24 protein-coding genes are annotated in these 23,747 nt (G+C 42.9%); 2 read left to right on the forward strand and 22 right to left on the reverse strand.

Translation table 11 applies throughout. From position 1 onward, the window contains the following. Positions 1-83: 83 nt before the first annotated feature. From rpmF to ACMQ5W_RS17275, 15 genes are all read right to left on the reverse strand, one after another. Positions 84-272 carry a 50S ribosomal protein L32 gene (gene rpmF / locus ACMQ5W_RS17205; protein ID WP_067542087.1) on the reverse strand — a complete coding sequence of 63 codons (189 nt, stop codon included), beginning with the start codon at positions 270-272 and terminating at the stop codon, positions 84-86. A 93-nt stretch (positions 273-365) separates the two neighbouring features. Beyond that, positions 366-1,568 (reverse strand): acetate kinase, encoded by a 1,203-nt coding sequence (locus ACMQ5W_RS17210; RefSeq protein WP_148491943.1) that lies wholly within the window; start codon positions 1,566-1,568, stop codon positions 366-368. Between the two features lie 76 nt (positions 1,569-1,644). Next, complete coding sequence (locus ACMQ5W_RS17215) at positions 1,645-2,760, reverse strand: nucleotidyltransferase family protein (RefSeq protein WP_419026229.1); 1,116 nt, start codon at positions 2,758-2,760, stop codon at positions 1,645-1,647. Positions 2,761-2,768: 8 nt separating this feature from the next. Further along, positions 2,769-3,677 (reverse strand): hypothetical protein, encoded by a 909-nt coding sequence (locus tag ACMQ5W_RS17220; RefSeq protein WP_148491941.1) that lies wholly within the window; start codon positions 3,675-3,677, stop codon positions 2,769-2,771. Positions 3,678-3,724: 47 nt separating this feature from the next. Next, positions 3,725-6,202, reverse strand: coding sequence for an ABC transporter permease (locus ACMQ5W_RS17225; protein WP_419026230.1), 2,478 nt, complete (start codon positions 6,200-6,202; stop codon positions 3,725-3,727). Positions 6,203-6,214: 12 nt separating this feature from the next. Beyond that, the gene (locus tag ACMQ5W_RS17230; RefSeq protein WP_419026231.1) at positions 6,215-6,898 is read right to left on the reverse strand and encodes an ABC transporter ATP-binding protein; all 684 of its coding nucleotides are present in this window, start codon (positions 6,896-6,898) and stop codon (positions 6,215-6,217) included. A gap of 99 nt (positions 6,899-6,997) precedes the next feature. Further along, on the reverse strand, positions 6,998-7,921 hold the full coding sequence (locus ACMQ5W_RS17235) for a sensor histidine kinase (RefSeq protein ID WP_419026232.1): 924 nt from the start codon (positions 7,919-7,921) through the stop codon (positions 6,998-7,000). After that, complete coding sequence (locus ACMQ5W_RS17240; RefSeq protein ID WP_419026233.1) at positions 7,918-8,601, reverse strand: response regulator transcription factor; 684 nt, start codon at positions 8,599-8,601, stop codon at positions 7,918-7,920. Before ACMQ5W_RS17240 ends, ACMQ5W_RS17235 begins: the two co-directional genes overlap by 4 nt. A 70-nt stretch (positions 8,602-8,671) precedes the next feature. After that, on the reverse strand, positions 8,672-9,226 hold the full coding sequence (locus ACMQ5W_RS17245) for an ATP synthase F0 subunit B (protein WP_148491936.1): 555 nt from the start codon (positions 9,224-9,226) through the stop codon (positions 8,672-8,674). 20 nt (positions 9,227-9,246) lie between these two features. After that, positions 9,247-9,732, reverse strand: coding sequence for a pantetheine-phosphate adenylyltransferase (gene coaD, locus ACMQ5W_RS17250; RefSeq protein WP_148491935.1), 486 nt, complete (start codon positions 9,730-9,732; stop codon positions 9,247-9,249). Further along, entirely contained in the window at positions 9,729-10,289 is a 561-nt protein-coding gene (rsmD, locus tag ACMQ5W_RS17255; protein ID WP_419026234.1) for a 16S rRNA (guanine(966)-N(2))-methyltransferase RsmD, read from the reverse strand. The genes coaD and rsmD overlap by 4 nt, the downstream gene beginning before the upstream one ends. Next, the gene (locus ACMQ5W_RS17260; protein WP_419026235.1) at positions 10,286-10,942 is read right to left on the reverse strand and encodes an NAD(P)H-hydrate epimerase; all 657 of its coding nucleotides are present in this window, start codon (positions 10,940-10,942) and stop codon (positions 10,286-10,288) included. Before ACMQ5W_RS17260 ends, rsmD begins: the two co-directional genes overlap by 4 nt. Positions 10,943-11,115: 173 nt before the next feature. After that, positions 11,116-11,337, reverse strand: coding sequence for a small, acid-soluble spore protein, alpha/beta type (locus tag ACMQ5W_RS17265; RefSeq protein ID WP_419026236.1), 222 nt, complete (start codon positions 11,335-11,337; stop codon positions 11,116-11,118). A gap of 75 nt (positions 11,338-11,412) precedes the next feature. Then, a complete protein-coding gene (gene recG / locus ACMQ5W_RS17270; RefSeq protein ID WP_419026237.1) occupies positions 11,413-13,455 on the reverse strand; it encodes an ATP-dependent DNA helicase RecG in 2,043 nt (680 codons plus the stop codon). Continuing rightward, positions 13,442-13,858, reverse strand: coding sequence for an Asp23/Gls24 family envelope stress response protein (locus tag ACMQ5W_RS17275; protein ID WP_419026238.1), 417 nt, complete (start codon positions 13,856-13,858; stop codon positions 13,442-13,444). Before ACMQ5W_RS17275 ends, recG begins: the two co-directional genes overlap by 14 nt. Before the next feature lie 519 nt (positions 13,859-14,377). Between ACMQ5W_RS17275 and ACMQ5W_RS17280 the strand changes: the two genes are divergently transcribed. Then, positions 14,378-14,560, forward strand: coding sequence for a hypothetical protein (locus tag ACMQ5W_RS17280; protein ID WP_067542124.1), 183 nt, complete (start codon positions 14,378-14,380; stop codon positions 14,558-14,560). Positions 14,561-14,581: 21 nt separating this feature from the next. Here the strand turns inward: ACMQ5W_RS17280 and ACMQ5W_RS17285 are convergent, their stop codons facing one another. From ACMQ5W_RS17285 to ACMQ5W_RS17305, 5 genes are all read right to left on the reverse strand, one after another. After that, complete coding sequence (locus tag ACMQ5W_RS17285; RefSeq protein WP_419026239.1) at positions 14,582-15,745, reverse strand: aldo/keto reductase; 1,164 nt, start codon at positions 15,743-15,745, stop codon at positions 14,582-14,584. 124 nt (positions 15,746-15,869) lie between these two features. Continuing rightward, entirely contained in the window at positions 15,870-16,061 is a 192-nt protein-coding gene (gene rpmB, locus ACMQ5W_RS17290) for a 50S ribosomal protein L28 (protein ID WP_067542145.1), read from the reverse strand. 146 nt (positions 16,062-16,207) lie between these two features. Beyond that, positions 16,208-16,729 carry an anaerobic ribonucleoside-triphosphate reductase activating protein gene (nrdG, locus tag ACMQ5W_RS17295; RefSeq protein ID WP_148491929.1) on the reverse strand — a complete coding sequence of 174 codons (522 nt, stop codon included), beginning with the start codon at positions 16,727-16,729 and terminating at the stop codon, positions 16,208-16,210. Next, positions 16,726-19,071, reverse strand: coding sequence for an anaerobic ribonucleoside triphosphate reductase (locus tag ACMQ5W_RS17300; RefSeq protein WP_419026240.1), 2,346 nt, complete (start codon positions 19,069-19,071; stop codon positions 16,726-16,728). The genes nrdG and ACMQ5W_RS17300 overlap by 4 nt, the downstream gene beginning before the upstream one ends. A gap of 193 nt (positions 19,072-19,264) precedes the next feature. Beyond that, a complete protein-coding gene (locus ACMQ5W_RS17305) occupies positions 19,265-19,804 on the reverse strand; it encodes a GNAT family N-acetyltransferase (protein ID WP_419026241.1) in 540 nt (179 codons plus the stop codon). A 158-nt stretch (positions 19,805-19,962) separates the two neighbouring features. Here ACMQ5W_RS17305 and ACMQ5W_RS17310 point away from each other — a divergent pair, with 158 nt between their 5' ends. After that, positions 19,963-21,372 (forward strand): hypothetical protein, encoded by a 1,410-nt coding sequence (locus ACMQ5W_RS17310; protein ID WP_419026242.1) that lies wholly within the window; start codon positions 19,963-19,965, stop codon positions 21,370-21,372. A gap of 176 nt (positions 21,373-21,548) precedes the next feature. On the opposite strand, the gene sstT is transcribed toward ACMQ5W_RS17310, so the two are convergent. Next, positions 21,549-22,772, reverse strand: a complete 1,224-nt coding sequence (gene sstT, locus ACMQ5W_RS17315; RefSeq protein ID WP_419026243.1) for a serine/threonine transporter SstT — start codon at positions 22,770-22,772, stop codon at positions 21,549-21,551. A 76-nt stretch (positions 22,773-22,848) separates the two neighbouring features. Beyond that, positions 22,849-23,742: a DMT family transporter gene (locus ACMQ5W_RS17320; protein WP_419026244.1), complete on the reverse strand. Its 894-nt coding sequence runs from the start codon at positions 23,740-23,742 to the stop codon at positions 22,849-22,851. Between the last annotated feature and the right edge of the window lie 5 nt (positions 23,743-23,747).

Below are 23,747 nucleotides of genomic sequence, written 5' to 3' on the forward strand. Positions count from 1 at the left end.
TACCGTCCAGGCCGCATTCATTTCTATACAACAAAAAACCTGAGTGCGCACGCACTCAGGGAAAAGTACTTTTTTCTATGGTCTTAAGCTTCTACAGCTTCAGCAACAACTTCCTTGCCATCATAATAATTGCAATTAGGGCATACTCTGTGTGGAAGTTTTGGCTCGTGACACTGCGGACAAATTGAGAGCCCTGGTAAAGATTTCTTCATGTTTGGAGATCTTCTCTTGTCTCTTCTAGCTTTCGATGTTTTCCTCTTTGGAACTGCCATTGTCTACACCTCCTCGTCTGTGGTTATATGAAAAAAAGCGTTCATTTTTCGTCAACTTCTAAATTATATACGTAAAGTATTAGAATGTCAACATTATTTTATTTTCTTTGAAATATTATATGTGTCTCTAGCAATCATCAGCTCTTCGTTTGTCGGAATCAGAAGGAGTTTCACTTTTGAATCTTCTGTAGATACGATAGTCTCTTTTCCTCTGACCTTGTTCTTGATCAGGTCTAGTTTGATGCCCAGATTTCCGATATCTGTGCAAATCAGCTCCCTCATGTTTACGTCGTTCTCACCGACACCGGCAGTAAATACGATAGCATCTACGCCATTCATCTCTGCGATATATGCACCGATATAGAATCTAACCTTCTTAGCGAAGATACGAAGCGCCAAAGCAGCTCTTTCGTTGCCTTCAGCAACAGCGTCTTCCAAGTCTCTGAAGTCGCTGGAAACGCCAGAGATACCCAGTACGCCAGACTTCTTGTTGAGGATTTCGTTAGCAACACCCTGTGGCAGGTTCTCTTTCTTTCTGATGTAGGTTACGATGGCTGGGTCGATATCGCCGCAGCGAGTACCCATTACCAGACCTTCTAGTGGAGTGAAGCCCATGGATGTATCGATACATCTGCCGTGCTTGATTGCAGAAACAGATGCACCGTTGCCCAGATGGCAAGTGATCAGTTTGAGGTCGTTGATGTTGACATTGAGCATTGCAGCTGCTCTCTGTGCTACATATTTATGTGAAGTTCCGTGGAATCCGTACTTTCTGATTCCATACTTTTCGTAATATTCGTAAGGAAGTGCATACAGATATGCTTCTGGCGGCATCGTCTGGTGGAATGCTGTGTCAAATACAGCTACCATCGGAGTGTTCGGCATCAAATCTTTGCATGCAGCGATACCTAATAGGTTAGGCGGATTGTGAAGCGGAGCCAGTTCAACACACTCTTCCAATGCTGCGATTACAGCATCGTCAATCAATACAGATTCAGCAAACTTTTCGCCAGCGTGTACGACTCTGTGTCCGACTGCGCCGATTTCGTCCATGGACTTGACAACGCCGTACTCTTCGTTCTGAACCGCATCCAGAACCTGCTTGATAGCGTCTTTGTGATCCTTCATCGGAACTTCTGTCTTGACCTTGTCCATTCCGATCTTCTCGTGAGTGATGACTGAACCGTCCATTCCAATTCTTTCAACTAATCCTTTTGCCTGCAGACTCTCATTGGTCATATCCAGAACCTGATATTTCAGTGAAGAGCTGCCGCAATTTATTACTAATACTTTCATTCCAATCCTCCGTGTTCATATTTGGTATAGTGACCATAAGATTATACACCCAACGCATCGGTAAATCAAGGGGTATTTACAGCTTCCTGTATGGTTTTACAATAAAATCTGCATAATCATACAGATTATTTTTAGTGATGATATTATAGATATCTGAAGCGAGAATGTCCTTCTTCAAAGTCTCTTGAATGTCGTTATGGTTGAATAGTTCCCTATTGATATTGGTGATGATCGGCAGCGTCGCACACTCCTTTTTCTTCATCTCTTTTACAAATTTTGCGCCAATCTCGTCAAAGGCCAGAATGCGAATATATCCTTTCGCATTTTCGACTGCTGCTTTATCAATATCTAACAAGGTCTGCGTCAGCAGTCTGGATATACGGCTATAAGTGTATACCTTTGACTTGATTCTGCCGATGAGCTCTTCCGTAGATGAAGCATATCGAATTTCTTTTTTCAATTTGTTGCCCAGTCCGTCGCCAGCAGAAAGAATTTTTTCTAATTCTGCGCTATCGGATTGTAGAACTTTTGCTGCTACAAGCGCCCAATACGTCCTATCCATCTGTGCAAAAGCCTGCGGATTCTCATCTGCAAGTTTTTTCCTGATCATCGAAGCAGACTGATGATAACCGCAGCCTTTTCTCTTAATGGTAAGAGGTTTCAAAGTCTTTAATTGTTTCAAGTACTCGAGAGCCAATATATTATTCGGCTCTCGAATCAAAGTCTCATCCATACCAGGACATAGATCCGCGGCGGCAATCTGCCGTGCCTTTGGATAAGAATGTCCCATCTTCATGAAAGCCTGAATCCTGCTATGCAGTTCTTCATCTCTGTCCTTCAAAAATGCAGCGGCTGACTGTAATTGTCCAATGTCACCGCTCTCACTGCCAAAGGCTAGCACATCTATACAGCCGAAGCCCTCCAAGATGCCAACGCCGCCTTTGGCGAAGTATTCAGCACTGCTCACTGCATAGACCGTAGGAAGCTCGACGACAAGATTGACGCCATTCTTAACGGCTTCTTTCGCCCGTGTCCATTTGTCACTGACGGCAGCACTTCCACGCTGCATAAAGCTGCCGCTCATCACCGCAACACAGACTTCTGATGCAGTCTGTTTCATGGCTTCTTCTATCAAATACTGATGTCCCTGATGAAAGGGATTAAATTCCGCAATAATTCCTAAACTCTTCATGCATCTCATCATACCACAAAACTGCAAATTGAAAAAGCAAAAATTGCACTGATGATGCCTTGCGTCAGTTTCATCTTACAAATTTGACCAAATCCTATGTCACAGTTACGGAGCATGCTCATGGACTGGCCTGCAACAGATAGCCCTCCAAATGTGATAATAAAAGATGCCAGGGTGGTTCTGAGTGTATCACTGCACCCGCATACCATCAGGCTGTTACAGCCTACGGTCATTTCCAGAGCCCCTTTTATAATTGCCACAATTTCCGGACTATCGATAAACATGAAAATACCTGAAAACTGCAGCAGATCTGTCGCAATCATGAACATGACAATATATGCCAGTATAATGGCAATCGAGCGAAAACTGTCGACAATTGCATCGGTCAGTATGTTGTAATAGCTCTCATTCCTCGCTATTTTATTACCGCGCAGCGGTTTTTTGGAAGCGCTCCCCAGACCATAAAACGTACAATTGACAAGGGCGCTGGCATAATGACTCACTGCCAGGATCAGACCCAGTTTATGAGAGCCTAAAAACTCGACACCGACAGCGCCGATTAGAAAAGCCGGTCCTGTCACCATGCTGTAACTGAGAATCCATTTCATCTGATCTTTGTCGATGAAACCGTCTCGATAATAATCGCCGGTAATCCTGGCTCCCATGGGATAGCCGGATAACAGCGCCATGGCGAAGGGATAAACCTTTGGTGAAATTTTGTTGACAATGCCCGTTTTTTTCAAAAAATTTGCCACAATAAAAAAAGGCAGCAACGTCGGTACAATTGAATTCAGCCACAGATTGATTGCCTCCTTGGATGCTGTAGCCGTGACCTCGGGAAATACCACCATGATCAGACAGCAGAGAATTGCCCCGCCGATTACGATTCTGTTTTTTCCTATAAATTTAAAACCCATAGTAGAGAATATTCTCCATCCATGGGTTTTATGTGTGAATTCGTCACCTACTCTACTTTTCGCAGATTATCGATGATATTCCCTCTATTGTAAATCCGGTCAATTGTATAAGCAATCACTGCTGCAAGGAAAAGGAACAGCACCGAAACGGCAAAGGCAGGCACTACCGTAAAGTGATATTGTGAGAACCAGAAGCCTGCGGTGATGGATTTTATCACTGTTAACGACATCACACCACTGGTCAGGATACTGAAGATTAAAACGAGAACCATGTAGGAAAGGCCTTCGTATATAAACAATTTTCTCAGCTGTTTTCTCGTCATGCCAATACTTCTCATGACGGCGAATTCGTTCTGTCTGGCGATAGCGCCTGTCATTATGACATTCAGCAGGTTCAGCAGACCGATGCTGCCAAATATCAGCGCCAGAATTGCTCCACTGGCATCGTAAGTGGATGTAATGTCGTCAAAGTTCTGCTGCGCCTTCTGTTTTGTCATGACGCTGATACCATAATCACTGCTCGAGCGGTCAATATACTTCATCAATGAATCAAAGTATTCTTTCTCCGCATCAAATACACAGTGAAGCGGATTTTCTTTCGTCTGTGGATAAAGGTTTAAAAACTTTTCCGCCGGCAAAATGACACTTTCAAATCCTCCAGAACTGTAGTCTGTCAGTAACTGAGTCGGCACGCCTACCACGGCCATGACTGTATAATTTTTGACCGTTCCCTTTATATTAAGGCTGACCACATCGCCTGTGTGAAATTCCTGTGCCTCTTTATCATACTCGCTCTTATCACTTAAAAAGCCAGCCATAAGAACGTAATCCCCGGAATTCATCTTCTTATAATCGATTTCACCTTCCACAATTTTTACTCGTTCTAGAGATTTTTCGTCAAAGCCGAAAAGCTGTCTGTTAGGATCAAATTCATCAAGATTCTCTGATACCGCATCGCCATTGATAGATGTGATGCGAATCAGTTCTTTGTTTTCTGCCGTCTCTTTTTCCTGATCCACAGGGTGGTAATAGATAAATCCCAAATCCTTCACACCGTCTTTTTTCTTGATATCTGCCGCAAATTTTGCAGGGACGATTTTCTCTCCGTTCGGTACCGACTTTGTCCATGCACTGCTAGATACGTTAAAGTCGGCTATGGCATCTCTGCGCACATACGTCTCTTCGTCAAAGCACTGGGTCAGGTTTAAAACGCTGTTGAGCAAGACGATAGAAATGGAAATGGAGAGCACCACTAAGAGGGTTTTTCCCTTATTTCGTTTCAGATTAGCAAAGGCCATGGAGGCAATTCGATGACTGCTCTCCTTCCCTTTCTTTTCTCTTTTCTTTCCAGTTTCCTTTTCCTGATAGCGCAGCGCTTCCACTGGTGAAACTCTGCCTGCGAGTTTTCCTGGCTTGCTGCAACTGATCCATACGGTTGCAAAAGTAAAAACCGCAGCAGCTGCCCATACGAATAGGTCGGGTACGACAAAATCCGGTTTGCTGTAATTAGTGCTCTTCATCAGAAAGATTAAAAGCAGGTTTCCGAGAAGCCATCCCAAAACAAGACCTGCAGGCAGCCCGAAAACTAACAGTTTCAGCCCCTGTCTTCTTACCATATATTTGATCTGCCTCGGCGAAGCGCCTACAGTTTTCAACTGCCCGTAAAGGCGAATGTCTTTCAGCACCGAAATTCGGAAGATATTGTAGATAATCAAATAACCAGCAGCCAGCACTAGCAGAACACTGATCAGAGCACCGAAGATCGTTCCGCTGTCACTACTTTGGTCATAGGCATAACCCTGACAGATATCGTGTGCGGTCTTCTGCGGGTTCATTCCTGCATCCGCGAGTACCTGATCCAGGTGTTCTGCCAGATGCTCTTCAGAATCAAAAATTCCGCTTACAGCATAAGTTTTTTCAGGACTTCTTTTTTCTGCAAATACCGCTGAAATCAAAACTTGTGCTTTCTGTTCATATTTTTCCCCTTTCCAAATACCACAAAGGGTCATCTCTTTTTCCGCAATCTCTCCATTTATTTCGTATTTCAAAACAAATTTTGATCCTATCTTTGCTGGAATTCCAAGTTTTCGAATCACCTCTGTATCGCAGGCTGCCTCGTTTTCCTTTTGGGGCAGCCGTCCCTGGGTAAGGCTCTTATAAGTGTTCTGCGCATAATTTTCATCTCCCCATATCAGTTCAGCGGTGATACTGGTCAATTCTCGGTTCTGCACTGTACCTACCGTACGAGACATGCCAGCTTCTAAGAAGTCGGGATGCTCTTTGATTTTTACTGCATCATTTCTGCTCAGATAATTTGCAGTAACCATATATCTGCTGCCTGCCATTTCTAAGTCTTGCTGTTTAATTGTCTCTTCTGAACCTTGAAAAACCGTAGCGACCGCCATAAAAAGGATGGTAGTGAGGACGATGGCCAGAACTGCAATCCGGTTTCTATTCTTATTGGCCGCAAGGCAGCTTGTAGACAAGGTTTTGATGAATTTCTGATTGTCGTTTTTTAATAACATCTCTCCCGCCTCCTAAAGCTCTTTATATCCAGTGACAATTCTTCCATCTTCAATGCGGATCATGCGATCGGCAACCTGAGCGATTTCCGGATTATGTGTGATCATAACCAGCGTCTGATTGAACTCAGCCGTCGTCAGTTTCAGGAGCTGCATAACCTCCAGCGAGGTTTTGGAATCCAGATTTCCTGTCGGTTCGTCAGCGAGAATAATGGCCGGTTTGCTGGCTAAGGCTCTGGCAATAGCGACTCTCTGCTGTTGCCCGCCCGACAGGTTATTGGGCAGGTTCGTGAGTTTTTCTTCCAGATGTAATAGACGCACGATATTATCGATATATTTCTGGTCAATCTTTCCGCCATCCAGCTCGATAGGTAATACGATGTTCTGATATACGTTTAAAATTGGCACCAAATTATAGTTTTGAAAGATAAATCCGATGTTTCTCCTGCGGAAGACAGAAAGCTGTTCATCGTTCATCTTGGCAATTTCCTTTCCTCTTATGACGACACTTCCTGATGTGGGCACGTCCAATCCTCCCAACATATGCAGCAAAGTGGATTTTCCGCTTCCTGACGTACCAATAATAGACACGAATTCTCCCTGCTCAATGCAGAGGTTGACACCATTCAAGGCTTTTGTAACGTTCGGTTCACTCCCATAATATTTTTTTATTTCCGTTGCTTCTAATATATAACTCATTGACATTCTGTCCTTTCTCTGTAGATTGCCTTTAGTATAGAAAAAAATTATCTCATTCTGTTCTCAAAAAAATCACAGCATTGAGATAATTTTAATTTTCTATGGTTCTATAGGCAGATTGAGAGAAAAAAGAGAGCCGATGCCAATTTTTGACCGCACCTCGATAAAACCCTTTTCTTTGGTAATAATTTCTCTCGCCAGGTAAAGACCAATACCTACGCCTTCTACTTCTGCCGCCGAAGGTTCTCGGTAAAATCGTTTGAAGATTTCTGTAATATGCGATTCTTCGATTCCTCTGCCATTGTCTCTGACCTGGATTCTGATGAAAAAATCAGTAGCGCTGGCAGAGATTCTGATTTCTCCGCCTTCTTTTGTATACTTTACCGCATTGTCTATGATATTGAACAGAGCCTCCGTGGTCCATTTCTTATCAAAATACGCAAATAACGTCTCCTTGCAATCCACAGAAATTCCAATATTCTTGGCTTCGGCCTTTAATGCAACGTCACAGACCGCGGCTTCAACCAGCTGATACACAGATTCTAACTTAGGAGATACGTTGACAATACCGGTTTCCAGGCGAGACATTTTGATCATCGCCTGAATCAGGAACTCCAGTTTATCTACTTGCTTCTCAGCATTGCGGAGAAATTCCATTCTGTCTTCTTCATTGATACCTTGACGCATCAAAATGTTCTGATACATTCTGATGCTGGCAATCGGCGTTTTCACTTGATGTGACAAATCAGAGATGGTCTTCTCTAAATTTTTCTGGTTTCTTTGGCTGTCTTCTGTGCGGCTCTGCAAAATTTCATACAGCTTACGCATTTTGACTTGTACCTTACCCACCAGGCTGTCCTCTTCTTCTTCAAATGCTATCTCTTCATCGCCGGCAATCATACTGTCCAGACAGTCTGAGAGTTTTTTGGTATACATGATGAGACTGTGTCTGGTGTAGGCTATGATTCCTACTGCTGCCAGAAAAAGAAGCCCTGCTGCGGTGAATAAAATGATTGTTGTCATTTTTCCCCCTTCCACTGATATCCCATGCCATACATGGTTTTGATATATTGATGGGTTTCATCTTCCAGTTTTTTGCGGAGTCTATTGATATTGACCGCCACCGTATGTTCATCGACGAAATTTCCAGCATGATCCCACAGTTTTTCCAAAATCAATGTTTTGGTCACCACTTTCTGGGCATTGGCGATGAGAAGCCGTAACAGTTTAAATTCAGTAGGCGTCAGCACCAGCGATTCTCCATCCTTATATGCAGTCAAACTGTCAAAATCAATTAGCAAATAACCGTCGTTATACAGATTTTTTTGGGCGTCGTTCTTATGGACACCTCTGCGAAAAACAGCTTCGATTCTCTTATGCAGCACTGCCATGCTGAAGGGTTTTGTGATATAATCATCCGCACCACAATTAAATCCTGTAATTTCATCCGCTTCCAGATCCCTCGCTGTCAGAAAAATGACGGGCAGGTCCTCCTCTGTCTTGATTGCCCTGCAGAAATCAAAGCCGTCACCATCAGGCAAGTTGCCGTCCAGGAGAAGCAAGTCTACCTCCTCTTCTTTCAGAATCGTCATGCCCTCGCCAAGGTTTCTGGCAGAATACACCTGATAACCTTCTGCTCTCAAATCATAGGTCAGACCTAGGCTCAGGTCTTTGTCATCTTCAATTAATAGTATTTTATTCATCGTTTTCTCCCAAAGCTCCCCATGAAAAAAGGCAACAGAAAAATCCGCTGCCGTGGCATTTCTTTAATGACTATTCATCGTCTCGCCTAACAATTACGCCGTCTTGTCCATTCTGAGTCATATAGGCCATCTCTTTAATTTCGTCTCTGTTATTCTGCAGTACGCCGTTGATTTCCTCAAAAGATTTTTCCAAGTTCGCATACATTTCACCAAAATATTTAAGGTTCAAATCGTCCATCTTGGCCTGCATATCGAAGAGCATTTTGTCAACATAATCATATGTACGCATCTTCAGCACCTTGGCGTAATCTTCTGCCGTCTTCTGGATGTTTTCAGCCATTTTCTGTGCTTTTAGAGTGATATCATCAGTTTCAACTAAGTAATCGGCCTGTTTCTTCGCTTCGATGATGATTTTCTCGTATTCCGATTTAGCCTCACTTAAGATTCTCTCTTTTTCATCCTTCACCCATTTTGCCTGCTGTACGTCGTCTGGAAGACTCAATCTGATTTCCCTTACAATTTCGAGCACTTCATTTGCATCTACCATGATCTTGCCGGTAAGTGGCAAACCAGGGGCAGTATCAACTATATCCTCGATTTCCTCTAATAATTCTAATACTGTCATATTTTCTATCCTCGATTCTCTTATTTGATGTATTTTGCTTTGATCTCCTTGAGGATGATTTCTGGCACCAATCCATCTACACATCCGCCCAGAGAGACCACTTCTTTAATCATACTTGAACTGATAAATGAATACTTTGGACTGGTCATCAAAAATACCGACTCTATGCCTTTGTCAAAAAGGCAGGCGTTCATCTGTGCCATTTGAATCTCGTATTCAAAGTCCGATGTCGCTCTAAGGCCTCTGACAACCGCATCGAAGTGATTTTTGTTCACGTAGTCCGCTAAAAGTCCGTCAAAACATTCTACAGTCACATTTTTTAAATCTGCCGTGACTTCCTCTATCAGTTTGACTCGTTCTTCTTTTGTGAATAACGGTTTCTTATTTGGATTGACGATGACACCGACGACCAGTTCATCGAACATCTTTGATGACCTGGTAATAATATCCAGGTGGCCGTTGGTCATAGGATCAAAAGATCCTGTGTATAAAGCCCGTTTTGTCATTCTTCGTCCCCCGCTGCATATCTGTAAATGCTGACCAAGATTTTGCCATATTTTCGCTCTTTGACTTTCATCAATCGGCCTATTTGATCTGGCACTTGATCACGTACACCGTGTTCTGCTATTATTATACCTTCCTCTGTCAATAAATCAAGAGAATCAATCATCTCCAGACATTTTTCATATAAGCCGGCCTGATATGGCGGGTCAAGGAAAAAAATATCTGCCGGTTCCTTGATTCTGGTCAAAGCTTTCGTGTAATCTCCGGCCAAAACCACGGACTGATCTCGTGCACCGCATTTCTCAATATTTGTTTTTATCAGATTCAGGCTCTCTCTGGAATTATCACAAAAATAGCACTTTTTTGCGCCTCTGGACAGCGCTTCCAAGCCCAAATTTCCTGTTCCAGCAAAGAGATCCACACATACAGAATCCCAAATATCATTCATCAATATATTAAAAACTGCTTCTTTTACTTTATCTGTCGTAGGCCGAACGTCTGTGCCTACAGGCGTTTCTAACTTTCTTCCCCTATAATCTCCAGTAATTATTCTCATCATCTATCTCCTAAAATTTTTCCTATGCCAATATCCGCCGAAACGACCATGCCCATGAACTGTGCCGCTGCTTCGTGACAATGAATCGGTTTTCTTGCGTGAAAAGGAATCGTCAAATTCGCTTTTACACAGATGCCCGGTGCCTCGCCAGTCTTCATATCTCCGGACAGCCCGCTGGGAATATCCAATGCGGCAACATAAACGTTTGCCTCATTGATTCTGGTTATGATTCTGTCTGCCGGATAGCGAAGCTGTCCGTGGAAGCCTGTCCCATAAATGGCATCAACGACAAGGTCCGTCTCTTGAATATGCAGTATATCATGTGCTGTGAGAATCGGCATATGCTCTCGTATCAATTGATAATTTGTCTTCGCATCATTAGTCGCAGGTGGACCCTCTACGAGAATGACTTGTGTATGTACACCAGCTTCTCTCAGCTTCCTTGCTACGACAAAACCGTCACCGCCGTTATTTCCTTTTCCACAAAATACCAGGGCATTTTCTGTCTGCCCATGGTGCTGTAAAATCAATTCAGCGGCTCTCGTTCCCGCATTTTCCATCATCTGATAGTAAGACAGTCCTGCTTCGTCAGCCGCCTTTTCTAAGGCTTTCATTTCACTGCAGGTTACAATTTCTTTTTTATATAAAAATTTCACCTTTGTCACCGCCTTCTAAACTAACAGTATACCATGAATTATCAAAGAATGCTATTAATTTATGCTTTGGCTGAATGGATCTTAAAACGAAAAAGGACCGTCTCAAAGTTAATTGAGACAGCCCCTTTAAGCAAAAAGTTTATTTCAACTTCTTATTTAAGGAATCGAATTCCTTATTTGCCAGCTAACTGCTGTTCAGCCATTTCTACAAGCTTCTTAGTCATATAGCCACCTACATAACCATTCTGTCTTGCAGTTAAGTTGCCCTTATCAGTCTGTTCGTAGTTAGAAAGACCAAGTTCGTTTGCAACCTCTGTTTTCAGGTTGTTTAATGCTGGTTTCACATTAATTCCCATCTGCTGTAAACTGTTGTTATTGTTGTTGTTGTTACTCATTTTTTTTCACCTCCTGTTTACGTTATTAATTTAACCCGAACGGAGATTTCTATGTCTTGTAAAATATGGATAAAATCATAATTCTAGTTTAATGTCTTCGCCAAACATTTTTCTGATCCGATTTTTCAGCTTTACAAATTTCTGTGCCTGCAAATTGGGATCTCTGTCTATGATCGCTTTCGCCGTATTCTTTGCCTTTTCCAAAACGTCAGCGTGCCGCACCAGATCGCTGATGTGCATTTCAGGAAGTCCATGCTGTCTGGTTCCAAAAAGCTCACCTGGTCCCCGCAGCCGGAGATCTGCTTCTGCGATTTCAAAGCCATCATTGCTCTCGCACATGATTCTGTTTCGTTCTTTTGCTACATCGGTTTCATTATGACAAATCAAAAAACAATATGATTGGTCGCTGCCGCGGCCTACGCGTCCTCTCAGCTGATGCAACTGAGCCAGGCCAAATCTCTCACAGTTTTCAATTACCATGACGGTAGCATTAGGCACATTGATGCCTACTTCTATTACAACAGTGGAAACCAGCACATCGATATGTCCATCAGAAAATTCACTCATGATAAAATCTTTTTCTTCCTGTTTCATGGCACCGTGTATCAGAGCCACCTGATATCCCTTAAATTTCTGGCTCAGTTCTTTATGCAGTTCCTCTGCCGATTTGGCATCTATCTTGTCTGATTCTCCAATCAGGGGTGCTACCACATAAGCTTGTTTCTTTTCTTTCAATTGTTTTTTAACAAAATCATAGACCCGGTTTCGATTTTCCATGTCTGCCTGCAAGGTTTTGATCGGCTGTCTGCCCCTTGGCATAGTCCTGATCTGTGAAATATCTAAATCTCCATAAATGATAACCGCTAAAGTTCTTGGAATCGGCGTTGCCGTCATGACCAGTACATTAGGATTTTCTCCTTTTTTGGATAAAAGACTTCTTTGGTTGACTCCGAATCTGTGCTGTTCGTCTGTGATTACCATTCCCAGATTTTTAAACTTTACATCCGGCTGAATCACAGCATGGGTGCCTACCAAAATTTGAATTTCGCCTGTCGCCAGCTGCTGCAGAGTCTCTCTTTTTTCAGAGGTCTTCATGCTGCTGCACAAAAGCCCCACTGCTATGCCATATTTTTCAAAATCTGCGGACAGTGATTGCAGATGTTGTTTCGCTAAAATTTCTGTTGGAGCCATCATGACACTCTGATAGCCATTTTTGGCGGCAGCGAACATGGCCATTTCCGCGATCACTGTTTTTCCAGAGCCGACATCGCCTTGAATCAGCCGATTCATCACTTTTTCTGCTGCCAAGTCCTTTTGCATATCGTTCCACACGCTTTTCTGTCCTTCTGTCAGTTCAAAAGGCAGATCTTTGGCAAATTCGTCAGCGCAGGCGGCATCGATGACAATGCCGCCTGTATCTTTTCTGGTCTCATTCTTTATATAAAAAAGCCCTGTCTCTAAAGTAAGAAGTTCGTCAAAGATTAAACGAAATTTGCTTTTTAGAACCTGTTTTCCATCTTTAGGAAAATGAATATTTTCGATGGCATAGGAAGGACTGGCCAGACGATTTTCCGATACGATTTCCTCTGGCAGCCACTCTTCTACTTGTGGATAGAGTTCCTGCAGCTGCAGCTGAATTTTACGAAGTTCGTTTTGAGAGATGCCGTTGATCTGAGGGTAGATAGGAATAATACCTCGGATATCATTAGGATCTCCAATCCGGTGGAATTCTGGATGAATCATCTGTTTGCGGTCGAAGTTTTCGGAAACTCTGCCATAAAAAGAGTAATCCTGATTGATGTTAAATAAATTCGCAATATATCTTCCATTAAAGAAAAGAATTTCTATCGTTCCTGTTTCATCGGAGACTAAAAGTGTCAATGGCGTATTCTTTTTATATGGATTGCCGGCATATCTGCGAGATAACACCTTGCCACAGATCAGATATTCTTTGCTCGGCTGTAAATCTGCAATTCTGGTCTCCTGCCGTCGATCCTCATATTTTCTGGGGAACAGATAAAGCAGATCTTCTAGTGTATCAATGTTGTTTTTTGAAAGATTCTCTGCTTTTTTCGGTCCAATTCCCTTCAAGCTGCCTACTTTGTCATTCAGATTCATATCTTTTCACAACCTCTAGATTTCTTCTTGCCACCTGTCTCGATTTGACACCGGCAATTCTGATTCTAATCTGATTTGGTTTTTTGCCCTGTTTCATATCGATAACACTGGCGATATAATCACTGATATCGTCAGTAATATTTCTGATACTAGTACCAAACTTTACGATGATATTGAATTCAATATCTACGCTATCTCCATATAAGCTGCGCTCCACTTCTATATTGTTAGCAAATTCTGAGATATTATATTTTGCATCGCTGCCAATCTGACGACCTTTTTTTGTTGAAGGCCATACTTTGCCTTGACAGCTTTCTATCTTAAAGCTGTCTGCAATAATCTGTGCGAAAAGCAGATTAGAAATGGTGATCGTCCCCAGATCCGTTTCTCTTGATAATGTCAAATTACTTACCTCCATAGATTCTGTTAACCAGGCATCTGGCAGTTCGCATACCCTTACCCGGTATACGGGGCATGTTAGAAATGAAAAATGCCTAAAATGCCTGGATTTGGTGCTTAATTAGGCAGATGTCTGCAGCAAACCCATGTTTCACATCGTATCAGCCCTGTGCTCAAGGTTTTATAAGGCAATAAAAAGCAAAAGAACGGCAAAAAAACAACTCAGCGTTCGGATATCGCTGGTTAAATCAGATCATTTTTCTTATTTTGAACCGATATACCCCTGCCCATTGGTAAAATCTGCCTAAAATGCCCTATTTTTATCTGTTTTATGGCACTTTTCCCTGCGGCAACGCCGGAAGATTATAGAACTATTATAACATGACGATTCCTTTGAAATTAGAATCAAACGTCATGATTCAATGGTTCTTTCCCTGCGGCAACGCCGGAAGATTGTAGAACCATTATAACACATACAGTAACAAAAATGACCTTTAATTCATAAAATATACCGAGGTGTTTTATGAACAATAATAGAAAGAGAAAACCGATCTGTAAATATAAAGAAGCCAAAGACATCGGATTCGTCCTCATAGTCTTCGGTATCGTTACGGTATGTGCATTTTTCTTGCCGCCGAGAGCTTGGATTCTGCTCCTTGGTGGAGTTCTAGTCTTATGCGGCATCAGCCTGCTGCGTCACTACTAACATGCAGCAGGCTGTTTTTCCCTATCGAAATACAGCCTTCGAGCCCAATGCGATGACTTTATAAGCCGGGTTCTCTAATCGCTTTACAACCTGCTGTAACCCACCTCTGATGGCGATTTCCTGCGGGCAATGCATCTCACACTTGCCACAGCGAATACATAGAGAGGCATTGGTTCGCTGTACACGGAAAGTCGTACACATCAAATATTCTCTCATACCCGTAATGAAGCTGTCTGCATAGCTGGCGTTATAGCATCTGAAAATCCCAGGAATATCCACGCCTTTTGGACATGGCTGACAGTAGCCGCAACCAGTGCAGGGTATTTTAATCGTCTCATTGATTGCCGCTTTTACCGATGCAAAGACTCGATGTTCTTCATCTGTAATCTCACCTGCTTTTACCGACTGCGCAGTTCTGATGTTTTCCTGCAATATTTCCATAGAATCCATACCCGAGAGCACTGTGGATACCGCTGGCTGGTTCCAGAGCCAGCGCAGTCCCCACTCAGCCGGACTGCGTTTTGTTTCAGCTTCTGCAAAAGTCTCCTTCCCTTTCTGAGGCAGCCCTTCCGTCAAAAGACCTCCGCGAAGGGGTTCCATCACGATGACGGGAATTCCCTTTTCCGCCGCATACTCCACGCCTCTTCTTCCAGCCTGGCTGTGTTCGTCCATATAGTTGTACTGTACCTGGCAAAAATCCCAGGGATAAAGATCGAGAAGTTCCATGAACTGACTGCTGCCTCCGTGATAGGAAAAGCCGATATATTTAATCTGTCCAGAAGCCCGTTTCTCTTCAATCCAGTGCAGGATGCCCATTTTGACCAGTCGTTCCCAGATCTTCGCATCGGGAAGCATGTGCATCAGATAGCTGTCTACATAATCGGTCTGCAGTCTGTCGAGCTGCTCTTGAAATACCTTTTCCAATCCCTCGATGGACTTAATCAGATAATGGGGCATCTTTGTGGCTATCATCACTTGTTTCCGCCAGCCGTTTTTTGCCAAAACAGCTCCAAGAGCTTTTTCACTGCCCTTGTAAATATAGGCAGTATCAAAGTAGTTGATACCGTGGGAAATTCCGTAAGCAATCAATTCTTCTGTTTTTTTCATGTCGATGCGGCTGCCCTTTTTAGGAAACCGCATGCAGCCATAACCCAATATCGACATGCCTAATTTTCTCTGTTCCATAAATCTAACTCCTGAAGGCGGCGAGGGGATTCCCCTCTGCACACCCCTTTTTTGTTTAATAGGAAATTGATATTTATTATTAAACAAAAAACCCGCCATAAGCGGGTCTTGTCACCAAAATAAATTAGATGGCACGGTTAATCTTGTTGGATCTGATGCATCTTGTGCATACGTTAGCTCTTCTTACTGTACCATTGTCGTTGATTCTTACAGTCTGAATGTTTGCATTCCACTTTCTTCTAGTGTGTCTGTTTGAGTGGGATACATTGTTTCCGGAAACCTGTCCTTTTCCGCAAATCTCACATTTTCTTGACATCTACCGCACCTCCTTTAATATCATTAAGCGTATAGCATATTTTTTTAAATAATCTAGTAACATATTTTTGATTATCAGTTCAGTCGAACAAACGATATTATACCATAGTGTCTATTCGCTTTACAAGCATTTTTTCAATAATTTGCCTAGAAATTTTCTGCAAGGGCGGCTTCCCCTCGCTTCCAAGCTTCCTTCATGTCGATGATTCTTTGATTCCGACTGCCCCGGAAAGATAAAGTCAAATCTCTCTCGATCGCCTCATATCTTCCGTCTACTAGGATGTCAACATATTCTAACAGCTGGTACAGTGCCTCGTTTTCCTCCGCTAAATTCTGCAGCTCTTCAAAAGTATATCCGGAATACATCATGATATGCAGATTACGCTTCTTAATCGCTTTTGCTAAAGTCAAAAAACCCTCAGGCTGACAAGCCGGCTCTCCCCCACTGAAGGTTACACCGTCTAGCAACGGATTTTCGTCTATAGCCTTTAAGAGCTTGTCTGTCTCACATTCATAACCGCCGTCAAAATCGTGGGTCACCTTGTTGTGGCAGCCCTGACAATGATGCGGACATCCCTGGCAAAAGATGACGAAACGAATTCCAGGACCGTCCACAATAGATTCTCGCACAATTCCAGCTATGCGGATGCTGTCCTCATGATCTGTCATAGTCTTTCAAATCCTTCCCCGATTCCATGCTTCACCCTGTCTTTTTCTTCACTGGTCTTCGCATCATTCCAGTGATCCATGGTACCTACCAGATAGCCAGTAATACGTCTGATTCGCTCAAAATCCTCGTTTCCATCGCCTTCTCGTCTTCCGCAAGCCGGGCACTCATTGTCGATAATCCCTGTATACCCGCAGACTGGATCTCTGTCAACTGGATGATTGATGGAACCGTAACCGACACCACTTTCTTTCATGCATCTGACAACTTTTTCAAAAGCGTCCAGGTTCTTCAGCGGATCACCGTCCAACTCTACATAAGAAATATGTCCTCCGTTGGTCATCTCGTGAAATGGCGCCTCTTTCTTGATTTTATCAAAAGCACTGATATTATAATAAACAGGAATATGAAAGCTGTTAGTATAATAGTCTCTATCTGTTACACCAGGAATCACGCCATATTTTTCTTTATCAAGCCTGATGAATCTGCCGGAAAGACCTTCTGCCGGCGTACCGATCAATGACCAGTTGAGACCTGTCTTCCTGGCCTCCTCATCCATGCGTTTCCTCATATATGCAACAATTTCCATCCCCAGCTTCTCGGCTTCTTCTGATTCTCCATGGTGCTGTCCAATCAAAGCTTTCAGGCACTCTGCTAATCCAATGAACCCGATTGTCAGTGTTCCATGTTTCAGCACTTCTTCCAGAGTATCTTCCGGCTTTAGCTTTTCGGAGTCTATCCAAATGCCCTGTCCCATGAGAAATGGGAAATTTTTCACTTTCTTCATGCACTGAATTCGAAATCTCTCGTTGAGCTGTGCGATAGCGATATCGATGACGTGATCCAGTCCATCAAAGAAAATGTCCACATCCCCTTTGGCTTTGATAGCAAGTCTCGGCAAATTGATAGATGTAAAGGATAGATTGCCTCGCCCATATACGATTTCTCTTGATGGATCGTGAACGTTCCCGATGACCCTGGTCCTGCATCCCATATATGCACATTCTGTCTCCGGCTGTCCCGGTCTATAATACTGCAGGTTAAATGGCGCATCCAGGAAAGAAAAATTAGGGAATAATCTCTTAGCAGAAACCTTGCAGGCAAGCTTAAACAGATCATAGTTGGGATCCTCCGGATTATAGCTGACGCCTTCCTTCACCTTGAAAATCTGGATTGGGAAAATCGGTGTTTCGCCGTTTCCAAGTCCGGCTTCTGTCGCCTCCATGATGCACTTCATAACCAGTCTGCCTTCCTCGGAAGTATCTGTGCCGTAATTTAAAGAACTGAATGGAACCTGAGCCCCAGCTCTGGAATGCATGGTATTTAAGTTGTGAATCAAGGCCTCCATAGCCTGATATGTTTTCCGTCTGATCTCTTTGTCAGCGAATTTTGTTGCCATCTCCTGCAGTTTCTTCGCCTCATCCGCAGATGCAAACTCCTCCAGATAGCCGCATTCCAGTTCTTTATAATTATGGTTCCACGCCATACAAGGATAAATGCCTTCTTTTTCCTCTATGTACTGACCAATCTGTTTCGCTTTGCTAATGCCATCTTCTATATCGTACATGCATTCCAGCATTTTGCCAAGATTGGTCCAATATAATTTTTTATATGACTTTTTAACGCCCGGCGCCATACTGTAATCAAAATTCGGCACCGATTGTCCGCCATGCTGGTCATTCTGATCCGACTGAATTGCAATGCATGCAAGAGCCGCATAACTTTCGATATCGTTGGGTTCTCTCAGATGGCCATGTCCTGTTGAGAATCCGTTTTTCAACAGTTCTAGTAGGTCAATCTGGCAGCAGGTCATCGTCAGTGTATAAAAATCCATGTCGTGAATATGGATATCCCCATTGTCATGGGCCTTTGCATACTTGGGATTGATGACATACATCTTGTAAAACTCTTTTGCACCTTCAGATCCATACTTGAGCATGGTTCCCATGGCGGTGTTGCCGTCAATGTTGGCATTTTCTCGCTTTACATCGTTATCCTTCGCCTCTTTAAAAGTAAGATCTTCATAAATGCGCATCAGCTTCGTATTCATGTCTCTTACTCTGGTCCGCTCAGCTCGATATAAAATATATTCTTTTGCAGTTCTGGCGTGTCCGCTTTCGATTAAAATCTTCTCCACGGCATCCTGAACCTGTTCTACAGTAGGATATGAATTATGACAAACTTCCAACAGATACAGTTCTACCTGTTTTGCCAGATATTCTGACATCTCACGGTCTTTCCCCCCGAGGACCTGCGCCGCCTTAAATATGGCACCGGCAATCTTGTCTACATCGAATTCCACAGTCCTTCCGTCTCGTTTAATGATTTTCATGATACGTTCCATCTAGTCTCTTCTCCTTCGTAACACACAATATATAGTACCTTTTCCAAATAATCCAAACAAATTATACTATCATTGCAGGCATTGGTCAACATTGAATCTGATCAATTCCATAGGAAAAGCTGGCCAATAATCAGCCAGCTTTAGTGATTGCATAGGTTTGCGGATTCTAAAAAAATATTATTATTTTTTCCTTTTATTTTGTATGAATTTTGTCATAATATTCTGCTCTCAGCATGGATTTCAGCTGCAGATTTACATATTTTCCATTTTTCTTTCCAGCGTTCCTCATCAGCCCTTCCGTCTGGAAGCCGATCTTTTCATATAAGGATGCTGCCGGTTTATTCTTTTCGAAGTGATCTATCGTGACTCTTTCCATATGGAGATTGATAAAGGCGTACTCTAAAACCAGGCGAAGCGCCTCTTCGCCATATCCCTTTCCTCGCTTGTCAACGTCAGCGATGTATATTCGCGTGATATCCAGGGAATCATCCGCTCTGTTGATTCTTGACAAAAAAATCTTGCCGATGGGCTTGTCCTCCGGTTTGAGTGTAATAGTAAACTGCATCTTGGTCGGATCCAGATTGTTCCTTACGAACTCAGTTACAACCTGTTCGTAGGTTCTCTCCTCGTCCATTGTAAAGAACTCTGTGACCTCAGGCTGTTTCTCCCACTCTGCAAAATATTTGCAGTCGTCAAATACAGTTTCTCTCACAATTAGGTTTTTTGATTCCATCTCGTTATCTCCCGTCAAAATCTTAAGATTATGTGAAGTTTCATAAAAACGCTACTAATTTCTTCACGATTATGTTATCATTATATATGATTTTTCATACAAAATAAATGATTATTTATAAATTTTATAAAAAAATAACAATAAAAGGAGATTGGGCAATGAAGAAGTTGACAACGATAGCTTTGCTTTTCACCATGATAGGTTCTATGTTCCTTCTCTCTGCATGTGGCGAAGAGGAAGAAGACCTTTCATCAAAAATAGAGGAGAAAGTCATCGCATATCAGACAGACCTTGAAGATTCAGCCAGTACCCTGACTTCTACAGAAGCTATTAGAGATTATCTTTCAAATTGGGCAAAATCAAAGGGAATCAAATATTCCGTCGACAGTCATAATAATGTGATTATGAGTGTCAATGCAAGCAAAGAGTACAAAGAGGCTGACCCAACAGTCATTGTCTGTTCTTACGATGCGAAACAGTTCAATAATAACATAGAGCCTATGGCCATGGCTTTGTATATTGCAAAGAATAACGAATCTACAGGAAAGCTGGACGTCATTTTTACCAGTGAAGTTGGACATGATTATGCCGGTATCAAATCCTTGGATCAGAAATATTTCAAGGACAATTCCAATGTGTTCTGCCTCAATGGAGGAGAGAAAAATATGTGGTCTACAAGCACTGGTGCCAGATCGTCCTATACCTTCAGCAACAACGTAGCCTATACCGCCCCGACCGGCGAAAAGGCTTACAAAATCAAAATCAGCGGCCTGCCTGGCGGTATCCCTGATTCTAAGATTTCCTCCTACCCTAATCCCATCAAGGAGCTGGGAGATTTGTTAGCCTATTTTAAGACCAACGCTCTTATTTATGAACTGGCGGATATTACAGGCGGAAGCAGCGGAAATCTCTATCCGAAATCCTCATCGATGACCATCGTCATTGATGAAGATGATATCGACAAATTTGAGTCGAGGATGGAAACGGCAATGGAGAATTTCAACGATAACTATCTGGAGGATTATCCAGAAATGACTTACACTTACGAAGAGGTGCCTCTGCCGGAAAAAGTCGTAACAGAAGAATATCAGAACGAATTTGTCAGCATGTTATATACCCTGCTGGATGGAGTCTATTATAAAGACGACGACGATAATTTAATTTCTATTACTAGTATCGGCGCTATCCACAGTAAGGATGGGTCCTATACGATTTCGGCCGTAGGCAACAGTTTATCAGAATCCAACATGTCTGAGATTGATACCACGTACAAGACAATCTGCGGCCTCTCTGATATCAAATACAAGAAATATGATGAGCAGCTTGGATTTTCAAGCGACATGGAATCTGAATTTGCCAAAGCAGTCGCAGCTGCCTTTAACAAATATTCTGATGCTGATATGGAATATAAGGATTGTGTTCCTGCCACCAACGCCAGCTATGTATACGAAAAGAACAAAAAGAGCAACATCATCAACGTGTCGGTCAATGAAGACAAAATGGAAAGATATACGGGTACCATCATTACCTTTATGATGGAGCAAACGCATACAGAAGTGGCCGATTAAAAAGCAGCATTAAAAATTACAATCAAAAACGTGAGCCGCAGTGCCTGGGAATTTCATTCTCTATGCTGCGGCTTTCTTGTTATCTCCCCTAAATGGATATCGTCGTGGAATCAAAAAAGCACCTCTAAAGTCAGAAAGGCTTTAGAGGTGCTCTATCTCTGTAATCATCTATACGATTATTGTTTCGCCAATTTTTTCTTGTTAGCAATATCTGCAGCAGCTGTGAACAGCACGTCTGTAGATGAGTTCAGAGCTGTCTCGCAGGAGTCCTGTATCACGCCGACGATAAAACCGACGCCGACGACCTGCATGGCAATGTCATTTGGGATACCAAATAGAGAACACGCCAATGGGATTAAAAGCAGTGACCCGCCAGCTACGCCAGAAGCTCCACAAGCGCTGACAGCAGCCAATACACATAAAATCACTGCAGTTCCGAAGTCAACCGACTGCCCCAGAGTGTGAACAGCAGCCAGAGTCAGAATGGCAATGGTAATGGACGCGCCGCCCATGTTAATGGTCGCACCCAGAGGAATTGAAATCGAATAGGTATCCTTGTCCAACTTCAGTTCTTCACAAAGCTTCATGTTGACAGGAATGTTGGCAGCAGAACTTCTGGTAAAGAAGGCTGTAATACCGCTGTCTTTGAGGCATTTGAATACCAGTGGATAAGGGTTTTGTCTCGTTTTGACATATACGATAATCGGATTGACGATCAAAGCATCGAAGAACATAGCTCCTACCAATAAGCCAATCAATTTTCCATAGCTGAATAAAGTCCCAATACCGCTCGTAGCAATGGCGTTGAATACCAGCCCCATGACACCGAGAGGCGCAAACTTGATGACCCATCTGACCACCTGTGAAACGGCATTGGCAACGTCAGCGAGCATGCTCTTTGTCGAATCAGATGCAAATCTCAGAGCTACACCTAGAAGCAATGCCCAAGTCAGAATGCCGATGTAGTTAGCGTTGAGAAGCGCATCCACAGGATTTGCAACGATATTGAATACTAATGTCTTCAAAACCTCCGTAATTCCGCTTGGCGGAGTCACATCGCCGGTGCCTTCTACCAATGTCAGATTCACTTTAAAAATGAAGCTGGCAATTACTGCTACACATCCTGCGGCAAAGGTGCCCACAAGGTAGAGAATAATAATTGACTTCATGTTAGTCTTCTGACCAGACTTATGCCCTGATATTGCAGACATCACCAAGAAAAATACCAGAATCGGCGCTACGGCTTTCAAGGCGCCGACAAATAAGTCACCTAGAATCGTAATTCCAGATACCTGTGTAGGAACTGTCAAAGCCAGGATAATCCCCACAAGCAGGCCGATGATAATCTGTTTGACCAGGCTGATCTTGTTCCATGCCTTAAATAAATTTTTTAAAAACATATCCATCCTCCAAATTATAATTTCGCAGTTATACTTAATTATGCCACTTTCAAGCCGCAAAATCAATCATTATCTGTCAAACGTCGTCACGTAAGTTATCATTCCGATCCTTGATAATCGGCATGGCTACTGCAATTAAAATAAGGAGACAACTGATCAGTTTCAGCGCCGGCAGTCCCTCTCCGAGAAACATAACCCCTGCAATGACACCGGATACCGGTTCCAGCATACTAAAAATGGCAGCATTCCCTGCACCAATCAGCTTGACACCGACGATGAGCAATACATATGCAAAGGCCGAATTTGCCACAGACAAAATGAATGTATACAATAGAACCAACGGCTCCAATGCATATACGATATTGCCGCTCGGCAGATCAAAGATGCTGACTGAGATACCACAAAAAATGCACATGTAGAACATGGCCTTCATAGAATCCATTTTGTGTACTGAGGTCTGTTCGATAGCTAGTAAATAACCAGCGTAAGTAATGGCCGATGTCACAGCAAGAATGATTCCTTTTAAAGCAAAGGAATCACTGTTGCCTGTTGCCAAAGCGACGCCGACTGTTGCCAGGATTAACGCAATCACTTTGACCTTATCTGGCCTTTGCTTAAAAAGCATCCATCCAAATAAGACCGTAAACATAGGATATAAAAAGTGCAGAGTTGTAGAAAGTCCAACCCCGATATAGTCATAGGCTGCATACAGAATATATGTCGTCGGCGCACTAAAGACAACACTGATGGCGGCCAAGGTTAAAAGTTCTCTGCGCGTTACACGCAGATTCACTTTGCGTATGAGCAGCACGACCAGCAGAACAGGAACAGCCATGGTATTTCTATAAAAAGTCAGAGTGAGTGCATTGCTGCCCATGTCAAAAGTGATACTGGCAAGAACAGGTGTAAGTCCAAAGACTAGGGCCGAACAAATGGCACAAATGGTGCCCTTTTTCACATTACTTTTCATCCTGT

The organism is Emergencia sp., from assembly GCF_048465375.1.
Lineage (GTDB): Bacteria > Bacillota > Clostridia > Peptostreptococcales > Anaerovoracaceae > Senimuribacter.